This window comes from Hyphomicrobium sp. GJ21 (genome assembly GCF_001006785.1).
Lineage (GTDB): Bacteria > Pseudomonadota > Alphaproteobacteria > Rhizobiales > Hyphomicrobiaceae > Hyphomicrobium_B.
Window position 1 is genome coordinate 290,816 of record NZ_CDHO01000002.1, and the last position, 17,176, is coordinate 307,991.

13 protein-coding genes and 1 tRNA gene are annotated in these 17,176 nt (G+C 61.6%); 6 read left to right on the forward strand and 8 right to left on the reverse strand.

All coding sequences use genetic code 11. The features are described 5' to 3' along the window. Positions 1–233: 233 nt before the first annotated feature. Together HYPGJ_RS04350 and HYPGJ_RS04355 are read left to right on the forward strand one after the other, a co-directional pair. Positions 234–1,553 carry a DUF4365 domain-containing protein gene (locus tag HYPGJ_RS04350; RefSeq protein ID WP_046846704.1) on the forward strand — a complete coding sequence of 440 codons (1,320 nt, stop codon included), beginning with the start codon at positions 234–236 and terminating at the stop codon, positions 1,551–1,553. Continuing rightward, the gene (locus tag HYPGJ_RS04355) at positions 1,550–3,004 is read left to right on the forward strand and encodes a hypothetical protein (protein WP_046846063.1); all 1,455 of its coding nucleotides are present in this window, start codon (positions 1,550–1,552) and stop codon (positions 3,002–3,004) included. The genes HYPGJ_RS04350 and HYPGJ_RS04355 overlap by 4 nt, the downstream gene beginning before the upstream one ends. A 764-nt stretch (positions 3,005–3,768) precedes the next feature. Here HYPGJ_RS04355 and HYPGJ_RS04365 read toward each other — a convergent pair. Then, a tRNA-Glu gene (locus HYPGJ_RS04365) sits at positions 3,769–3,844 on the reverse strand. 160 nt (positions 3,845–4,004) lie between these two features. After that, on the reverse strand, positions 4,005–4,379 hold the full coding sequence (locus tag HYPGJ_RS04370; RefSeq protein ID WP_046846065.1) for a hypothetical protein: 375 nt from the start codon (positions 4,377–4,379) through the stop codon (positions 4,005–4,007). A gap of 36 nt (positions 4,380–4,415) precedes the next feature. Between HYPGJ_RS04370 and HYPGJ_RS04375 the strand changes: the two genes are divergently transcribed. The 3 genes from HYPGJ_RS04375 to HYPGJ_RS04385 all read left to right on the forward strand — a co-directional run bounded on the left by HYPGJ_RS04375 (position 4,416) and on the right by HYPGJ_RS04385 (position 7,581). Beyond that, positions 4,416–5,450 (forward strand): RluA family pseudouridine synthase, encoded by a 1,035-nt coding sequence (locus tag HYPGJ_RS04375; RefSeq protein ID WP_046846066.1) that lies wholly within the window; start codon positions 4,416–4,418, stop codon positions 5,448–5,450. Between the two features lie 188 nt (positions 5,451–5,638). After that, complete coding sequence (gene rpoH / locus HYPGJ_RS04380; protein ID WP_046846067.1) at positions 5,639–6,529, forward strand: RNA polymerase sigma factor RpoH; 891 nt, start codon at positions 5,639–5,641, stop codon at positions 6,527–6,529. A gap of 122 nt (positions 6,530–6,651) precedes the next feature. Beyond that, positions 6,652–7,581 (forward strand): diacylglycerol kinase family protein, encoded by a 930-nt coding sequence (locus HYPGJ_RS04385; protein WP_046846068.1) that lies wholly within the window; start codon positions 6,652–6,654, stop codon positions 7,579–7,581. Between the two features lie 686 nt (positions 7,582–8,267). Here the strand turns inward: HYPGJ_RS04385 and HYPGJ_RS04390 are convergent. The 6 genes from HYPGJ_RS04390 to uvrC form a co-directional block, all read right to left on the reverse strand. After that, the gene (locus HYPGJ_RS04390) at positions 8,268–9,539 is read right to left on the reverse strand and encodes an N-acetylmuramoyl-L-alanine amidase (protein ID WP_083984032.1); all 1,272 of its coding nucleotides are present in this window, start codon (positions 9,537–9,539) and stop codon (positions 8,268–8,270) included. A gap of 206 nt (positions 9,540–9,745) precedes the next feature. Then, positions 9,746–10,210, reverse strand: coding sequence for a molybdenum cofactor biosynthesis protein MoaE (locus HYPGJ_RS04395; RefSeq protein WP_046846070.1), 465 nt, complete (start codon positions 10,208–10,210; stop codon positions 9,746–9,748). A 5-nt stretch (positions 10,211–10,215) separates the two neighbouring features. Then, on the reverse strand, positions 10,216–10,491 hold the full coding sequence (moaD, locus tag HYPGJ_RS04400) for a molybdopterin converting factor subunit 1 (RefSeq protein WP_013215974.1): 276 nt from the start codon (positions 10,489–10,491) through the stop codon (positions 10,216–10,218). 6 nt (positions 10,492–10,497) lie between these two features. Then, entirely contained in the window at positions 10,498–11,085 is a 588-nt protein-coding gene (pgsA, locus tag HYPGJ_RS04405) for a CDP-diacylglycerol--glycerol-3-phosphate 3-phosphatidyltransferase (RefSeq protein ID WP_046846071.1), read from the reverse strand. A 67-nt stretch (positions 11,086–11,152) separates the two neighbouring features. Then, the gene (locus tag HYPGJ_RS04410; RefSeq protein ID WP_046846705.1) at positions 11,153–13,828 is read right to left on the reverse strand and encodes a DUF3772 domain-containing protein; all 2,676 of its coding nucleotides are present in this window, start codon (positions 13,826–13,828) and stop codon (positions 11,153–11,155) included. Between the two features lie 121 nt (positions 13,829–13,949). Then, on the reverse strand, positions 13,950–15,962 hold the full coding sequence (uvrC, locus tag HYPGJ_RS04415; RefSeq protein ID WP_046846072.1) for an excinuclease ABC subunit UvrC: 2,013 nt from the start codon (positions 15,960–15,962) through the stop codon (positions 13,950–13,952). Between the two features lie 146 nt (positions 15,963–16,108). On the opposite strand from uvrC, the gene HYPGJ_RS04420 reads away from it, so the two are divergent. After that, entirely contained in the window at positions 16,109–17,080 is a 972-nt protein-coding gene (locus tag HYPGJ_RS04420) for a hypothetical protein (protein WP_046846073.1), read from the forward strand. The last annotated feature ends 96 nt before the right edge of the window (positions 17,081–17,176 follow it).

The window sequence follows — 17,176 nt, forward strand, 5'->3', positions numbered from 1 at the left end:
ACACGACTGGGCAGCGAATCGGGGTTCGCAGGTGGTACGGCGAGCTATAGCAAATGAATTGGACAGCGGCGAAGTTTGCCCCCGCATTCTGAAGCCTCGCAACGGGCAATTTAAGCCACCGCCGCGCGGATTTGATTGCCGCCATTAGCGCTCCGCCGGCTCGCCCTAAGGTTCCTGCGGATTACGGGCAGAAATCGCTTATGGATGTTCTTGACTTGTTCTATGATGTGAGCATGGCCAAGACCATCACCAACAACCAGCTGCTGGGCGAGATCGGCGAGGCCGCCGTTCGGCTGCGCTTCCTCACCATGGGGTTTCAGTTCGACGGCCGCTCCCGGCTGGAGGCTGGGATCGATGGCATCGCCGAGGTCATGGACAACGGCAAGCCGCTCGCGCGCATGATAGCGGTGCAGGTCAAGGCGACGGAATCCTCCCGCTACGCGTCCGAAGACGACAATGGCTTCAGCTATCTGCTGCGCGCGGATGACCTCGCCTACTGGCGCGGCTCCAACCTTCCGATCATCATCGTTCTTTACCGCAGGTCGGATGAGACATTTTTCTGGAAATCGGTCAGTCTCGACATTGAGGGTGACGGCCGCAAACTCCAGTTCGACAAGACCCGCGACGTCCTTGACCAGAACGCAGTGGACCGCCTCGCGGACCTCACGGTCCCGAAGACGGGATTTGGCTATTACGTCCCACCGCTCGGCGGCGGCGAAGAGGCGCTCGTCAACATCCTGCCTATCACGCTTCCGGCGGAAGTATTCGTGGCGTCGACCCCGCTTGACGCGCGGAAGGCCGGTTCCGTCCTGCTGGACGGCGACGAGCCTCCCCGCTTCGACTGGGCGATCAAGGGCGGCACGTTCTGGTCGTTCGCCGATCCGCGAGAATCGAGCTGCAGGCACATTGTCGACATTGATCAAGTCGAGGCGATCGATACCGCCGAAATCGCTTACCACGAGGATCACGACGAGCTGAACAACTTTGCCTTCCTGCTCCGCAAAGCACTCGACCATCAGGTGCGCGCGGACCTGTCGTGGAACAAAGATCGCAAGCTCTACTATTTCCGTGCACTGGCCGAGAATACATCGCGCAGCTTCGCCTATGAGGCGTTGAAGAAGAAAACCTCGACGGAAGTTGTGAACGTCGCCCGCAACAAAACCGATAAGGCCCGCGTCGAGTTCGTCCGTCATCACGCGTTCGTCCCGCGATTCGAGCGGCTGTTCGATCAGTGGTATCTCGTGATCAACCCAACCTACTTTTTCACGACGAACGGGTTCCTGCCACACTCATATCCGGCCGCTCTCCTCGCCGGGAAGAAGCGACTCGACAACAGCGCTTCTCTGCGCGGACAGGTAGTGATGTGGCACCGGTTTCTCAGCCAGTCCGATAAAGAAAAAACCAGCTTGTTCGCCGCGGTCACGGCGGAGCCACGCCTCATCTTCGGCGAGCCGCCGGCGGTCACGCTCGCAACGCGCGTGCCGGAAGACGTATGGGGTTCGCCGAAATCCGCGCCGGACTCTGACGATGGACAGGAGCGCTTGTTCGGATGAAATTCGAGACGAAGATATTCGAGGAACCAGATCTGGAGTTTGGTGATAAGCACCATCATCCCGATCCGCGACTTGGTCTGTTCGAGGCCGGTCCTCTGCAAATTCCTTTGGGAGATGTCGTCAACATCGCCGTCGTCGGCGACGCGAAGACCATCGAGGATGCGAGGGCTTTCTTCGTCGACGCGGCGACGGGGTTTAAGGGCAAGGGCGAAAAGCACCCCAATCTGCATCCGGATTTCCCCGGCCTTGGCAACCAAAACCCCTTTCGGTGCAAGTTCGAAATAGCCGAGGGCGCGATCGCGGCGATCTCTCATTCGAAGATCGACAAAATCCGCAAGGAGCCGCATCACGGCAAGGCTGTCGAAATGGCGGTCGAAGAAATCGTTCAGCTCCTCGAAACGCTCGATGAGAGCAGTCACCGCCCGCACGTCGCGATCATCGCCTTGCCCGTGAGCCTTATCGAAAGGGTCTGGAACGCCAAGGTGGATTCTAAAGGGACGGTCGAGAAGGAAGACAGCGGCGGGTCCGATGCGCCGGATTTCAGGGGGATGCTGAAGGCAAAGGCCATGACCCTGAGCTTCCCCATTCAGATCGTCTGGGAGGATGTGTTCGACGAGGGCGCAAAAATCCCGCGCAAGATCAAGGAAAACCGTGCGCGCAAGATTCAGGATCAGGCCGGCCGGACCTGGAATCTTTTAACGACGCTTTACTACAAAGGCACCGGGCGCATTCCCTGGCGCAAGATGCCTCACGATGGCGAATTCACCGCCTGTTACATCGGCGTCAGCTTCTACCGGGAGGTCGGTGGCCAGCAGCTCTTCACGAGCGCGGCGCAGATGTTCGATGAGCGGGGACGGGGCTTCATCCTCAAGGGCAAACGCGCCTTTACAGAGAGCCGCGGCAGGCATCCGTACATGACAAAGGCCGATGCCCGCCAGCTTATCGCGGACGCACTCGCCGCTTACAGGAATCATCATAAGAATTATCCGGCCCGTGTGATCGTTCTCAAGACCTCGCAATTTCGCGACGAAGAGGCAGAGGGCATCCTCGAAGCGCTCGACGAAGCGGGAGCCGAGCTTCGCGACCTGGTCTGGGTTCAGGAGTCGTATTCGGTGAAGATCCTCAGGGACGGAAACTATCCCGTCATGCGTGGAACGTTCGTCGATCTTGGCGGCAAGGGGCTGCTCTACACGAACGGCAGCATCCCCTACTACGGCACCTATCCGGGGATGTATGATCCGAGGCCCTTGCTGCTCTGCCCCTATAAAGGCAGTGACAGCACGATCGCTCAAATTGCAAGCGAGGTGCTCGCGCTTACGAAGATCAACTGGAACTCAACGCAAATGAATCAGAAGCTGCCCATTCCGATCCGGGCAGCCCGCGCCGTTGGCGAAGTGCTGAAGCACGTAACGGACGAGAAGGTCAGCTCGGACTACGCGAGGTACATCTAGGCTTAGGCACTTATCGTGCCGGCGTCTTCACATCAAGTCCTTAGTTTTTCTCGAAGTCCGTGATGATGCGGTCCATGGCGCGGCATGATGCAGAGCTTGCCGCCGAGGCGCTAGCATCCAGATGTGCTTCGCAGCAAGCTGTGTCCGCTTGAGGGAGTGCAACGGTCCTCGCTGATAGCGTCGTGTGCTCAATCTCGAGCGAGTGGGCGATGTCTGCAAACTCGGCAAAGCGACTATCGATCTGCCGGGCACGTTGCACTTGCTCAGGTCGCCTTTTGGGATAAAGCGATCTCGACCCACCCTTGTTACCTAGAGCACGCTGCGCGACCTGATGCGAGGTGCGAAAAGCTTTACTTTCGCGCTCAGTGATCTCAGTGCTGCCGATTAAATTGGCCTCCCAATAACTGTCGTTGGCAACTCATTGGCATTCCCGGAAACGCTCACAAAAAAGTGAAATACGGGCAATCTACGATCATACCACGCTCATTCCCTGGCATTGCCCACTGACAAAAACCGACCCTTGCCGGAGTGACAAAACTAACGAAGAATATGCGGAGTCGATTGGAAATTTCTTTGGAGAAGGAGGTCCGCGGACAGTTCGCCATATCTCATCGCTATTTCTCAGAACGCGAGTGAAGCGGGGTCCGTCGAGGATCTGACCGAACTTCACGGCGGCGTTCAAGCGCTGAAGCGCGCTCCGCCAAAAGGCGAGGCCTAAACTAGTACGTCCTTAAGTGGCGGAATTAGCGATAGTGGCTGAATTGTGGCGCCCCGTAGGGGACTCGAACCCCTGTTGCCCACGTGAGAGGCGGGTGTCCTGGGCCACTAGACGAACGGGGCCGGCGCAAGTCCCGACGTGTAGTCGGTCGGCGCCGTTCGATCAACCCCGAAAACAGCGTCGAAGACGCGCAAGCTGAAATCCGTACCGGACAGCATCAGTGCCGGTATCAATGCCGGTGGCGGCCAAGCCGGAATCGTCAATGCCCGCGGTCGCGCGGCGCTAGTTTTTCGGCAGCGCCTCAACCGGCTTTACATCGATGACCCGGCGGCCCGTATTGAGGTCGATGATGGTGATGTCGGTCCCCTCAGGACCGTCATGATGGACGGCCAGCCGATTGCCGGAAAGCGAGATCGATACAACCTTGGAGCCCTTCGGAACTTCGAGCGTCACCTCGCCGGTGGTCCGCCAGGCGGCGCTGATGCTCGGAATTCCTTGCCCCGCCGGTGCCGAGGTCGCCAGCCCGATCACTCTCACGATGACGGCGCCGAGCCCCATGAGGATCAAGGCGCCCAGCCCAAGGACGACGATCTTGAGGTTGCGCTGCAGCCGTTGTTCGCGCATCACTTCCGACGAGGTCGGCTCACCGTTGGTCATTCTGATCGTGCTTCTTTCTTTTCACCGTTTCTGATCGTGCCAGATACTACGAAATCCCATGACGCGATCGAGCTGACTGCCGCCGCAGAGGACGCCGGTCAGCGCCTCGATCGCTGGCTGGCGCAAAAGATCGAAGACCTGAGCCGAGCCCGCATCCAAGCGCTGATTCACGACGGCTACGTCAGCGACGGCGGAACGATACGAGAGGCGCGCACGCCGGTCAAACCGGGCGCCACCTATAGGGTCGAACTGCCGCCTGCGAGCGAACCGGATGTCGCCGGAGAGACGCTGCCGCTTTCAATCATTTATGAAGATGCGGATCTCGTCGTCATCGACAAACCCGCAGGGCTTGTCGTGCACCCGGCGGCCGGACATGCCTCAGGAACGCTGGTCAATGCGCTGATCGCACATTGCGGTGACAGCCTCTCCGGGATTGGTGGCGTCAAGCGGCCCGGCATCGTGCACCGGCTCGATAAAGACACATCCGGATTGCTCGTCGTGGCGAAGACGGATGCCGCGCATCAGGGGCTTGCGGACCAGTTCAAGAGCCACGGCCGCGACGGTCGGCTGTACCGGAGCTATCTCGCGTTCGTCTGGGGGCGGCTGCCGCTTCCGAAAGGAACGATCAGCGCACGTCTCGGCCGCAGCCAGGCCAACCGAACAAAAATCGCCGTGGTGCGCGGCGAAGCCGGACGTTCCGCGACGACTCATTATGAAGTTCTCCAAGTCTTTCCCGGGGAGCGCTCGACGGGCGACGTCTCGCTCGTACGGCTGGTGCTCGAAACCGGACGTACGCATCAGATCCGCGTGCATCTCGCGCATATCGGACATCCCGTTTTGGGGGATGCGGTTTACGGCAGCGGTTTCCGGACGCGGCTCGCATCTTTGAAGGACGCCGCGCGTGTGGCGGCTTCAGAGCTGTCGCGCCAGGCTCTGCATGCCGAAACATTGGAGTTCGAGCATCCGACCAGCGGGAAAAAGCTCAAATTTTCCAGTGAATTACCCGCCGATCTCAGTGATCTCGCAATTGCGTTCGCAGCGACGGAAAAGCCCAGGAAGAAACGTTTGTAGTGGGTATCGCAATCAGCGGTTAATCCGCTCGCGCGACGCTCAAAACGTCGTGACAGGAACCCCCGATGAATTGCGAGATTTAACGACTATGTAACGTGCGGCGTTGGGGGCGCGAAGATAGACTCCCACGACATGAAGGGAGCGACGGACTGTACCGCTTCGAGCGGGTGAAGGTCCGTAGAGGGCTTATGGCTGCAACAAAAGGTCTTCCGACACTGGCTGGCGGGTCGCTCGGCCTCTCGCGGTATCTCGAGGAGATCCGCAAGTTTCCGATGCTCGCGCCCGACGAAGAATACATGCTGGCCAAGCGGTGGCAGCAGCATGAGGATTCCGACGCGGCCGAAAAACTGGTCACGTCGCATCTTCGCCTCGTCGCGCGCATCGCGATGGGCTATCGCGGCTATGGCTTGCCGATCGGAGAAGTGATCTCCGAAGGCAACGTCGGCTTGATGCAGGCGGTGAAACGGTTTGACCCGGAAAAGGGCTTCCGCCTCGCCACATATGCGATGTGGTGGATACGGGCATCCATTCAAGAGTACATTTTGCGCTCGTGGAGCCTTGTGAAGATGGGCACCACGGCGGCGCAGAAGAAGCTGTTCTTCAATCTGCGGCGCGCCAAGAGCCAGTTGCAGGCGCTGGACGACGGTGATCTGCGACCGGAGCACGTCAAGGCGATCGCGACGAAGCTCGGCGTTCCGGAAGAGGATGTGGTGAGCATGAATCGTCGCCTCGGCGGCGATGCTTCGCTCAATGCGCCGATCCGCGCCGAATCGGAGTCCGGCGAATGGCAGGACTGGCTCGTCGACGATACGCCGACGCAGGAAGACCGGCTCGTCGAGGACGAGGAGCTGCAGCGGCGCAAGTCGTACCTCTCGTCGGCCTTATCGGTGCTGAACGACCGTGAACGCCGCGTTTTCGAACAGCGGCGTCTGGCGGAAGAGCCGGCGACGCTTGAAGAACTGTCGGCTGAGTTCGGCGTCAGCCGTGAGCGCATCCGCCAGATCGAGGTGCGCGCCTTCGAGAAGGTTCAGAAGGCGGTGACCTCGACGGCCCGGCGGGCTGAAGCGCCGGCGGCGTAACCCGCTCGTAGGCTTGGCCGTTTGTTTCTTGACGCGGCCAGGTCTGCCCCTTACCGACAAATCTGCTTTCGAAGCATGGCGGCGCCAACCGGTGCCGCCATCATCATATTCATTGCTTTTTCATGCGCCGACGGTTTGCCCTCGTCTTCAATTCCAAAGCTGGCGTGGCGATCCCGCGCCTGCTCGACGGTGTGCTCGGCGTAATGCGGGGAGCGGGAGCAAATATCTTCCAGCTTCCGGCGCGCAGCGCAGCCGAAGCCAGCGAGAGGGTGGCGGACGTCGCGCGGCAAGGCAATTGCGATGCCGTCATTGCTGCTGGCGGCGACGGCACGTTCCGCGCCGTTGCGACGGGTGCGGCCAACACGGAACTGCCGATCGGATTCGTGCCGCTCGGCACGGGCAATGTCCTGGCGCACGAGATCCGGCTTCCGCGTCGCGCCGCAGATGTTGCGCACGTCCTGCTTGAAGGAGCGGAGATTGACGTCGGTGGTGGCACGGTCAATGGCGCGCCCTTCTTCCTGATGGTCGGCGCCGGATTCGACGCCCGCATCGTCGCGCGGTTGAACTATCGCACCAAGCGCGTGCTGGGCCGTGCAGCTTACGGCTATCCGGTGATCAAGACGCTTGCGGAAGGCATCGAGCATTTCGACGTCGAGCTGGACGGGCGGCGGTTCGAGGCAAGCTGGGTGATCCTGACGTTCGCGAGCCGCTATGGCGGGTCCTTCGTACTGACGCGCGAAACGAGCGTCGGACGCGATCGCTTGATCGCGGTCGTCATCGAGGCGCGCTCGCGCACTGCGATTGCGGGAAGCGCCATTTCACTCGCGTTGGGTCGCCTCGGCGATCCGGCGTCGTGTCCGTCAGGCGTGCATGTGCTGCCGGTGCGGCGTGCACTGATCGGACGCCAGACCACAGTAGCGCTCGAGGTTGACGGCGACGAGGCGGGCACGTCTCCGGCTGAGGTGAACGCGGACGGCCCGCGCATTCGGCTGATTGTCCCGGATGTGTATGTTGCTGATCTCACGGATCGTCATACGAATCGCGTACCCTGAGAACTGTGAAGCGTTGTGAGGCTTAGCCTTACAACACGTGCGAGCGTCAGAGCGAGATACGGGGGTCAATGCCCTTTTCTTCTCTGAACCGGATCCTCAAGGGCCGGCAGATGGCTATGAACGGCGCGCGGCAGCAATGGACAGGGCTGCCCGAGGGAGCGTCGCTCAGGCTCAGGTTCGTCGCCTTCACGACCTTGTCCACCCCTTCCCGCTACTTCGATGTCGACTATCCGACGTTAGCGCGCCGCTCAGCGAGCCCGTGTGCTGAGCGTATGCGTGCGTTTCGCCCGACCACGAAGACCACCTCGCCCTTGCGGCGGGGCCGCGGACATCTGGAAGATGGAGTGCCTCATGCAGAAGCGCTATCGCCGGCCAGCCGACTTTCTGAGACCACATGCGAAAAATGCTCCGCGTGAACTGTCGAGAAAACCGCGCTGGTTGTTTCTGCTCTGGCGACAACACCTGAAACATCCTCCAAGTAGGAGGTAACTGGGCTATGCCGGGTAGTGTGCGACGAACCCCGGCCACATCGAACCAGAAAAGGCTGGCCGCCGCGCCAGCCTTTTTTGTTGGCGCTGGGTCTCCGGGTCTTCGCGCTTCCGGCCGGCTCCGCGAAGCGGAGTCGGAAGCGCCAACCAAAACCAAAGCTTCCGGTCGGCTCGCGGAACGCGAGTCGGAAGCGCCAACTAAAATGGCAGCCGCGCGATCTCGTGCGAAAAATAATTGTCGATCGCCGAGACGATCGACTGCGCGACCTTTCCGCGCCAACCATCCGACTGCAGGTTGCTCGCATCCTGTTTGTTGGTGACGTAGGCGAGTTCGATCAGGACAGAGGGGAATTGCGCCGTCTTGAGCACGCGGAAAGCGGCCTGCTGGTCAGGCTCGTTTCGCATCGGCGTGCTCTCGCCCATGTTCTCGATCACCGTCTTAGCGAACATGCCCGTGCGTTCGTGTGTCATTTCCACGTCGCGCTCCGCGAGATCCGCCAGGATGCCCCTGACCGCGCTGACGTCGTCGCTGACTTTCTTGACCGTATCGATTTCCTCCGCCGAGAGAACGTTTTCGGCGGCGTTGCCTTTGGCTGAGCGTTCGAGATTTTTCGCGACCCCATCGCGCAGCGTGTAGATCGTGGCGCCGCGTGCGCGAGAGCCCTGGTCGGAATAGTCGGCATGAATGGCGATGAAGATGTTCGCTCTGTTGCGCTCCGCATACTTCGTTCGGTCGTCGAGCGGAATGAACGTGTCGTCGTTGCGCGTCATCAGAACTTTATAGCGCCCCGTTTTTTCGAGCAGGTCGCGCAGCACGAGGCTGAACGCCAGCACGACGTTCTTCTCGACCGTACCGAACTTCACCGCGCCCGAGTCGTATCCGCCGTGGCCGGGATCGAGCACGATGATCGGCTTGAATGCTTTCGCGGCGCGTTCGGTCGGCTTCACAGCCGGACGTGGAAGCGGCGGCTGCAACTGCAAACCCGCAGCGCCTAGGGCGGACGGCTCAGCGAAACCTTTCATGCCTGGGCCGCTCATCGGAGAACCGGCTGGACGTATGACGATGGCAAGGCGCGACAGACCCTTGTCGTCCTGCTCGATCGCCGAGCTTTCGACGACGACCGGCTGCGTTACGCCGATGACGATGCGCGTCGTTCCCGGAGCCGCCAGTCCGGCACGCACGGCTCTCACCAAGCCGACGGGCTTGTTCTCGTCGATCGCGGGGAGTTGCATGGTGACGTCGGGAAGTTCGATGACAACGCGGTTGGGATTGGCGATCGCGAAAACGCGATAGTCGACCTTGCGCTCGAGCCCGACGACAAATCGCGTACGAAGAACCTTCGAACGAGAATCGGCGTCGGAAGAGGGATTGGCGATCGCGATCTGGGACTTGCCCGTTTTCGGCGCGTCGGCGGCAGAGCCTGCAACGGTTCCCGCGCCCGTGACGGCACAGAGCAAGGCCGCTGCCATCGCGCAGCGCTTCGCTCGGTGTGCCGGTCTTCGCATTCTTGGTCCCCCGTGGCGCTGCCATTCCCCAAAGCGCCACACATCGAATGTGTGCCTACGGAACGTGGCGTTTTGGCGGTCGGCGCGGTACGACGTTAAGGTTATCGGATGGCACGGTTAAGCCCTCGTTAAGCGTGAGGAGAGGCTTTGAGTCGAGCGAATTCGTGGCGTTAGCGCTTCGCCGTTTGCCACGCCGCGGCCGCTTCGTCGTCGCTTTCGCGGGCGTCGACCCAATGGCTTTCACCGCTTGCCAGGACTTCCTTTTTCCAGAAGGGCGCGCGCGTTTTCAGATAGTCCATCAGGAATTCGGCGGCGGCGAAGGCGTTCTGCCGGTGTGACGCGCACGCGATCACGAGCACGATGTTGTCGCCGGGTTTCAACGACCCGACGCGGTGCACGACGAGGGACGCGGAAAGGTCGAAGCGGCGTTGAGCCTCGGCCTCGATGCGCTCGAGTTCGGCCTCGGTCATGCCGGGATAATGCTCGAGAACGAGTTCGGTGAGCGCGTCGCCATCCTTATGATCGCGAACCTTGCCGACGAACAGCGCCACGCCGCCAATGCCGGTATCGGCGTTCGTCAGTCGCGCCATCTCCGCTGAAATATCGAAGTCCGATGTGCTGACGCGAACAGCCACGAACGTCAGCCTCCCGTCACAGGTGGAAAGAAGGCGATCTCGCGTGCTCCGGCGATCGCCGCTCCGGGCTTCGCGTGGGCATGATCGAGCGCGACGCGGATGGCCTCGGGCTTCGCGAAGGCAAGATCGAATGGATGTCCGCGTGTCGGCTGCCAATTCAGAAGATCGCCAACGGTAACGATCTCAGGCGGCAACGCGAGACGCTCCTCGTTGAGGCCCGTCTTTTCCCTGAGCCAGGCGAAATAGCGCAAAACAACGGTTTGATCGTGCACAGCGGTCATGACGACTTACCCGCCTATCGCGTGGCGAATGCCGGCTTTGAGGTAATCGTAGCCGGTCACCAATGTAAGCAGCGCGGCGACCCAGAGAAGGGTGACGCCTGCGGTCGTCGTCCCAGGCAGGAGACCTTCCGCAGCCGGTCCCGCAAGCAGCATCGCGAGCGCAATGAATTGAACGGCCGTTTTCCATTTCGCGAGCTGCGTCACGTGGATTTTCACGTTGAGTTCCGCCAGAAACTCGCGCAGCCCCGAGACAAGGATTTCGCGCGACAGAATGATGATCGCCGCCCAGATCGACCAGCCGCCGATCGTATCGGTATAGACGAGCATCAGCAGGGTCGCGCCGACGAGCAGCTTGTCGGCAATCGGATCGAGCATGCGCCCGAGCGTGGACTGTTGCTCCCACATGCGCGCGAGGTAGCCGTCGAGCCAGTCCGTGACGCAGGCGGCAACGAAGATCGCGAACGCCACCCATCGCGCCGTGTCGGTCATTCCGAAGAACAGCACGCCTGCGAGAACCGGCACCGCCGCGATGCGGCCGTAGGTCAGAATGTTGGGCAGGCTCGTCGGCAGCGAGCGTTGCGCGATATGATCCATGATTTGGGGTAGCCGCAGGGGCAAGGCTGCGTCAATGGGGTACTCTCAAAGTGCAGCAAAGTCGCAGTTATGAGGCCTCCGATACGGCCGGATGCGCCGCAAAGCCCTCCGATCCGCCGATGTGCGCGCGCCGTAAGGCCTCGTAAATGGCGACCCTCAGATCCGACTGGACCCTGAGAGAGTGCGTGATGTCCGGCAGCAGGACGCGCAGCGAGAAATCCGTGGTCGTCGGCGAATAGCCTTCGAAGACGGCGACGGGCGCAGGTTCCCGCATGACGTTCGGATGCCGATTGGCGCATTCCGATAGGACCGCGAGCACAAGGCGCGGATCGGTATCGGGTCCGGAGCTGAATTTCATCACGACGCGGCCCAATGCATTGCGGTGCGTCCAGTTCAGAACGCGGCCGGTGACGAGTTCGGAATTCGGCACGATGAGACTGGCGCGGTCGGACGTTTCGATTTCGGTCGAACGCACGGAGATGCGCTTGACGAGGCCTTGCTCACCGCCGACGACGACCAAGTCGCCGACCTTGATCGGGCGCTCGATGAGCAGGATCAGGCCGGATACGAAGTTGTTGACGATCGATTGCAGGCCGAAGCCGATGCCGACCGACAACGCGCCCGCGACGATCGCGAGATTTGTGATGTCGAAGCCCGCATAGGACACGGCGGCGATGGCGCCGAGCCCTGTCCCGGCATAGCCGACGGCCGTGTCGATCGAGTTCGCAATGCCCGGGTCCATCCGAGGCGCGACGAGTACATTATCGCGCAGACGCCGCTGCACGAGACGCGTAACGAAGACGAACGCAACGAAGATCGCGATTCCGATGAGAATGCGAACGAGCGAAATCCGGAACTGGCCGATCTCGAAGCCGAACAGCAGGCGCGCCGACCAGTCGCGGATCTCGGCGCCCGAAAAGCCCCACTGCAGCATCAGCACCGGAATGGTCGCCAGAATGACGCCGAGCGTCAGCAGGCTTTCCGTCAGCCAGGCAAGCTGTTTGCGGCGTGTATCATCGAAACCCATGCGCTCTTCGAGCAGCACGCTGATGTGACCGCGCGACGTGGTGTTGCCGCGCGTGAAGGCGCGGATTGCGAGGTACAGCAGCGTCGAGATCATCCCGACGACACCGGTCATGACGAGTTGCTGCGCCAGGAAGCGTCCGAGAGCCACGTAGCCGACGAGGCAGCATCCGATGATCGCGAAGGCCGCGAGCCAGAGCGGAAGCTTAAGCCATAGTGGCCGGTGGCGACCGACCGGCTTGAGTCCGCCCGCTTCGCTCGCTTCGAACGGTGTCAGCAGAAGCCCAATCAGCACGAACGCGAATGCGAGACTGGTGAACAGCGATTGCACGACGCTCAGCGCCAGCGGGAAGTAGAAGACCTGCGCGAACGACGACAGGAATAGGTCGATGCAATAGATCAGCGCCAGGAAGCGGATCAGTCGCGAGATGCGTCGCGCGCTGCGGCTCGACAGCAGAACAAGCCGGCGCTCCGGCTGGCCTGGTGCGAATACCGCCGAAATCAATGCCGAAACGCCGACGAAAATCAGCGCGCTATTGAGCAGCGCCCCGCCTACGGGCGCGGCCGTCGGCTCATACAGCAATCCGAAATAATTGAGGCCGCCGAAGAGCAGGAACGTCGCCGCGACACCCGGAATGGCGCGGACTGGCGCTATCCAGGATGCGGACGCGGCGCGTTCGAAAAACGTCGGAGGGGTCGCGTTCTCGTTGGGTCTGTAGCGCGTGATCGCGAGCGCGAGGCCCTTGAGAAAAATATAGAGACCGATGACCGCCGCGATCAGCATCGCGACGTTGGTCTTTTGCTTGTCGACCGACGACGTCCAATCGTTGACGTTATATTTGAGACGCCATTCGACGTTCGGCGCGACGCGCGCGAGATCGGTCCAGAACTGCGGAAACAGCGGGCTGGTGATGCGCTCGGTGAGATTTTTGACAAAGAACGACAGCCGCAGATTGGTGATCTTGTCGATCGCCTGCCGTGCGCGCCACCACGTGACACGCAGCGTCTTCGTCGCTTCGTCGAGCTCTGCCGATTGCACCGCGAGGCGTACGCGCTCGGCGGCGACCGTTGCAGACTCAGGCGGCGCATCCTTGGCCGGTGGCGGCCCGAGCTTGCTCAGCTGGCGGTCGATTTCATCCTGTCTCGGCCGGATCGAGTCGGCGGTTTTGGTTGCTTGCGCGATGACGCTATCGATCTGGTCGCGCAATTCCGACAGCGTGTCGTTGGCTGCGCTGATGCCTGAGAGACGTTTCTCGGCGGTGTCCATCGAGTCGACCATGACAGTGATCGCATCGTTGACCTCGGGCGAGAGGACGGGCGCCGGCTTTGGCGGCGGCGGAGGAGGCGGCGGAGCTTCGGCGGCTGCGGGCTCGCCGGGCACGGCATCAGGGCTGGCGGGAGGCGCAGCATCGGCTGCAGGAGCGGCTGGCTGGGGCGCAGCGGGCTGAGGCGCCGCCGCTGGCTGTCCGGCGGCTGCAGGCTGCGTTGCAGGCGCGGTTTGCGCGACGGGAGCGGGCTGCGTCTTCGCGGGTTGCGGCGCCGGAGCGGGCGCCGCCGGCGCGGCTTGGTTCGGCGCGGGAGCCGCAGGCTGCGCCTGTGCCGCCGCCTGTCCCGCAGCCGGTGTCGTCGTCGAAGTCCAGTTCGGCGTTCCCGGCTTTGCTTCAGCGGAAGGAGCCGCCAGCGCGAGCGCAACGACAGCCGCAAACACATGTTTCAGCATCGGCGAAATGCGAACTCCCTGACGATCTGGATTTGAGAGCAAGCGCTTGGCGCTCAAGTGCCGCGAAATTAGGGCAACACCCGTGTGGCTGACCAGTGACTTTTGCTCGCACGCGCTGGCTCTAGACGGATCGATCGTGGAAAAAGTCGTAGATTCTCCGAGCCATATCGGCAGAAATTCCCTCAACCGCTTTCAAATCCTCGATACCCGCGCGCGAAACCGCTTTGGCCGAGCCGAAATGCTTGAGCAGCGCGCGTTTGCGCGTCGGACCGATGCCGTCGATCTCATCGAGGGGATTGACACCGAGCGCCTTTGCCCGCTTGGCGCGATGCGTTCCGATAGCGAAGCGGTGAGCTTCGTCGCGCAGCCGCTGCACGAAATAGAGAACCGGATCGCGCGTTTCGAGCATGATCGGCTGCTCGCGGCCGGGAATGTGGAAATGCTCTCGCCCTGCGTCGCGATCGGGTCCCTTTGCGACACCGATCAATTGAATGTCGTGCAATCCGAAGCCTGCGAGAACCTCGCGTGCAACCGAAAGCTGGCCGAGGCCGCCGTCGATCAGCACGAGGTCCGGTCGATCGGGGAACGCGACGTCGTCGTCGGTGGTGGCCTCGTCGACGACAGCTTTGTCGACGAGGGCGGCTGGGATCGCTTCGCTCACCGTGTCGGCGACGAGTTCCGCGACTTCTGTTTCGATTTCTTCAAGCACTTCGGCATCGGCGATGCGCTTGAACCGCCGGGTCAGCACTTCACGCATCATCGCGTAATCGTCGCCCGGCGTCACATCGGGCGACTTGATGTTGAACTTGCGATACTGGCCTTTGACGAAACCTTCCGGTCCCGCGACGATCATCGCGCCGACGGCGTTCGTGCCCGCGATATGACTGTTGTCGAAGACTTCGATGCGCCGAGGCGGGGCGGCTAAAGCGAAGCGTTCCGCCACGCCTTCGAGCAGCCGCGCCTGCGTCGAGCTTTCGGCGAGCTTCCGTCCCAACGCTTCGCGCGCATTGGTCAGCGCATGTTCGACGAGGCTCGATTTCGTGCCGCGTGCGGGAACGCGAATTTCGACCTTGCGCTGGGCCTTGCTCGCTAGCGCTTCGGCGAGCAGCGCGCGGTTCGGAATGTCGTGCGAAATGAGGATCAGGCGCGGCACCGGCTTGTCGTCGTAGAACTGCGCGATGAAACTATCGAGCACGTCCGGCGCATCGAGCGAACGATCGGCCTTCGGATAGTAGGCGCGATTGCCCCAGTTCTGCCCGGTGCGGAAAAAGAAGACCTGGATGCACGTTTGCCCGCCATCCTGATAGGCAGCGAACACGTCGGCTTCCTCGACACCATCCGGATTGATCGCCTGATCGGCCGTGACGTGCGCCAGCGCCCAGAGGCGATTGCGATATTTCGCAGCCGTCTCGAATTCGAGCGCGTCGGCTGCTTCCTGCATCAGCCGTTGATACATCGCGCGCACGCTCTGGCTCTCGCCTTTGAGGAAGCGTTCGGCTTCGACGACGAGTTCCCGATAATCCTCGAGCTGAATTTCGCCGGTGCACGGCGCTGAGCAGCGCTTGATCTGATAGAGCAGGCACGGACGTGTGCGGCTCTCGTAGACGCTGTCGGAACAGGAGCGCAGAAGAAACGCGCGCTGCAGCATGTTGACGGTGCGATCCACCGCGCCCGCTGAAGCAAACGGACCGAAGTATTCGCCCTTTCGGTTGCGCGCGCCGCGATGCTTCATCACCGCAGGCGCCGGATGATCGCGCGCGATGAGAATGTACGGGAACGACTTGTCATCGCGCATCAGCACGTTGAAGCGCGGCCGGAAGCGTTTGATGAGGTTGGCTTCGAGGAGCAAGGCCTCGGCTTCGGTCGAAACCGTCACGAATTCCATCGACGCCGTCGCGAGGATCATGCGCGCGATGCGGTTCGTATGGCCGTTGAGGCGCGCATAGTTCGAGACGCGCGATTTGAGCTGCCGTGCCTTGCCGACGTAGATGACCTCGCCCGCCGTATCGAGCATGCGATAGACGCCGGGGGACTGCGGCAGAGTCTTCAGGTAGCCGGCTATGACGTCGGCGCCGGTCTTGGCCGGCGCTTCGGGCCCGGCATCGTGGGCCGCCGGTATCTGGTCTTCAGTCATCGCATACCTGAATTTCGGCGCACCTAAGGTCGATCAACGGCAGAGGTCAAGCAAACCGGGCGTTCGCGCCACAAAATCACCACGTCCGAGGGATGGTCTGAAGCCCTCAGCACATCAAAAGAGAGCAGGATTTTGTGGGGGGTACCATGCGCTCTGTTTTCGCCATTCTGGGCTTCGCGCTGATCCTGTCGCTACCCGGAGTTCTACTCGCAAAACCCGTCCGGGAGAAGGCTCCGGAGGCCGCATTCCGGGGCAACGAGGACCTGCTTCGGTGGATCAACGGCTACCGCCATAAACCCGAGCCGCAACGGGTGCCCGATGCCGTCAAGGCGATGTCGGCGTACGGGCTGACGAAGGATTCCGATCAATCGGGCATTTACATCGGGTTCGTCGCGGGCGTCATCGGATCGAATTCGGCGAGCGCCGAAGATCTCGTCTCGAAGATGTTTCCGCTGCCGCCCGAAGATCAGGTGGTGATCATCAAGGGCATTGCCTATTCCGGCCTTCCCGGCTGGCGGCCTCTGCTTCGTACTTTCATCGAACGCATGCCGGCGCGCAAGGATCTGATCGAAAAGTTTCTCTACGGCGACAAGCCCGTGTTGACGGCGCTCTCGATCAAGGACGACGCGACGGTCATCGATCTGAACTGGGGCTACTATTTCGCGACCGGATGGGAAGCACCGATCCGCCGCATAGCGTCGGCGCTGGCCTACTCGCTCGAGAAGGATAAGGTCGATACGCTGACGATTGGCGCGATGGCCAAGTGGACGCTGGCGCAGAACGCTTCGCGCGACAACGATCTTCTGATGATGTTGAAGCGAATATCGAGCGACAGCGATCCCTCGATCAAGAAGCCGCTCGCCGAAGTTATCGACGCGTCGGAAACGCTGGAGCTTTCGAAGATCCGCAAGGATGCGCTCGCGTCGATCGACGAGCTTAAGGCGAAAGGCTCGGAGAAACTCCGGAACTACAACTGGTGGGGACAGGCCGGGCAGACTGTGCTGGCGCTGGGCTGCGTCGCAGCCGGTGCGCTGGGGCAGGTTCAATTCGGCATCCCGTGCGTGATCGGCGGCGCGGCGTCGACGGCGGCGCTCAACTACTTCAAGCCGACTGATTGATCGCTTTCGTCATCCTCGAGCGGGTGAGCTTGCGAGACCGTTCGGGGATCCAGCACGAAAAGAGCCGAAGGCTCAATATCGCGTCTGCGACGAGTC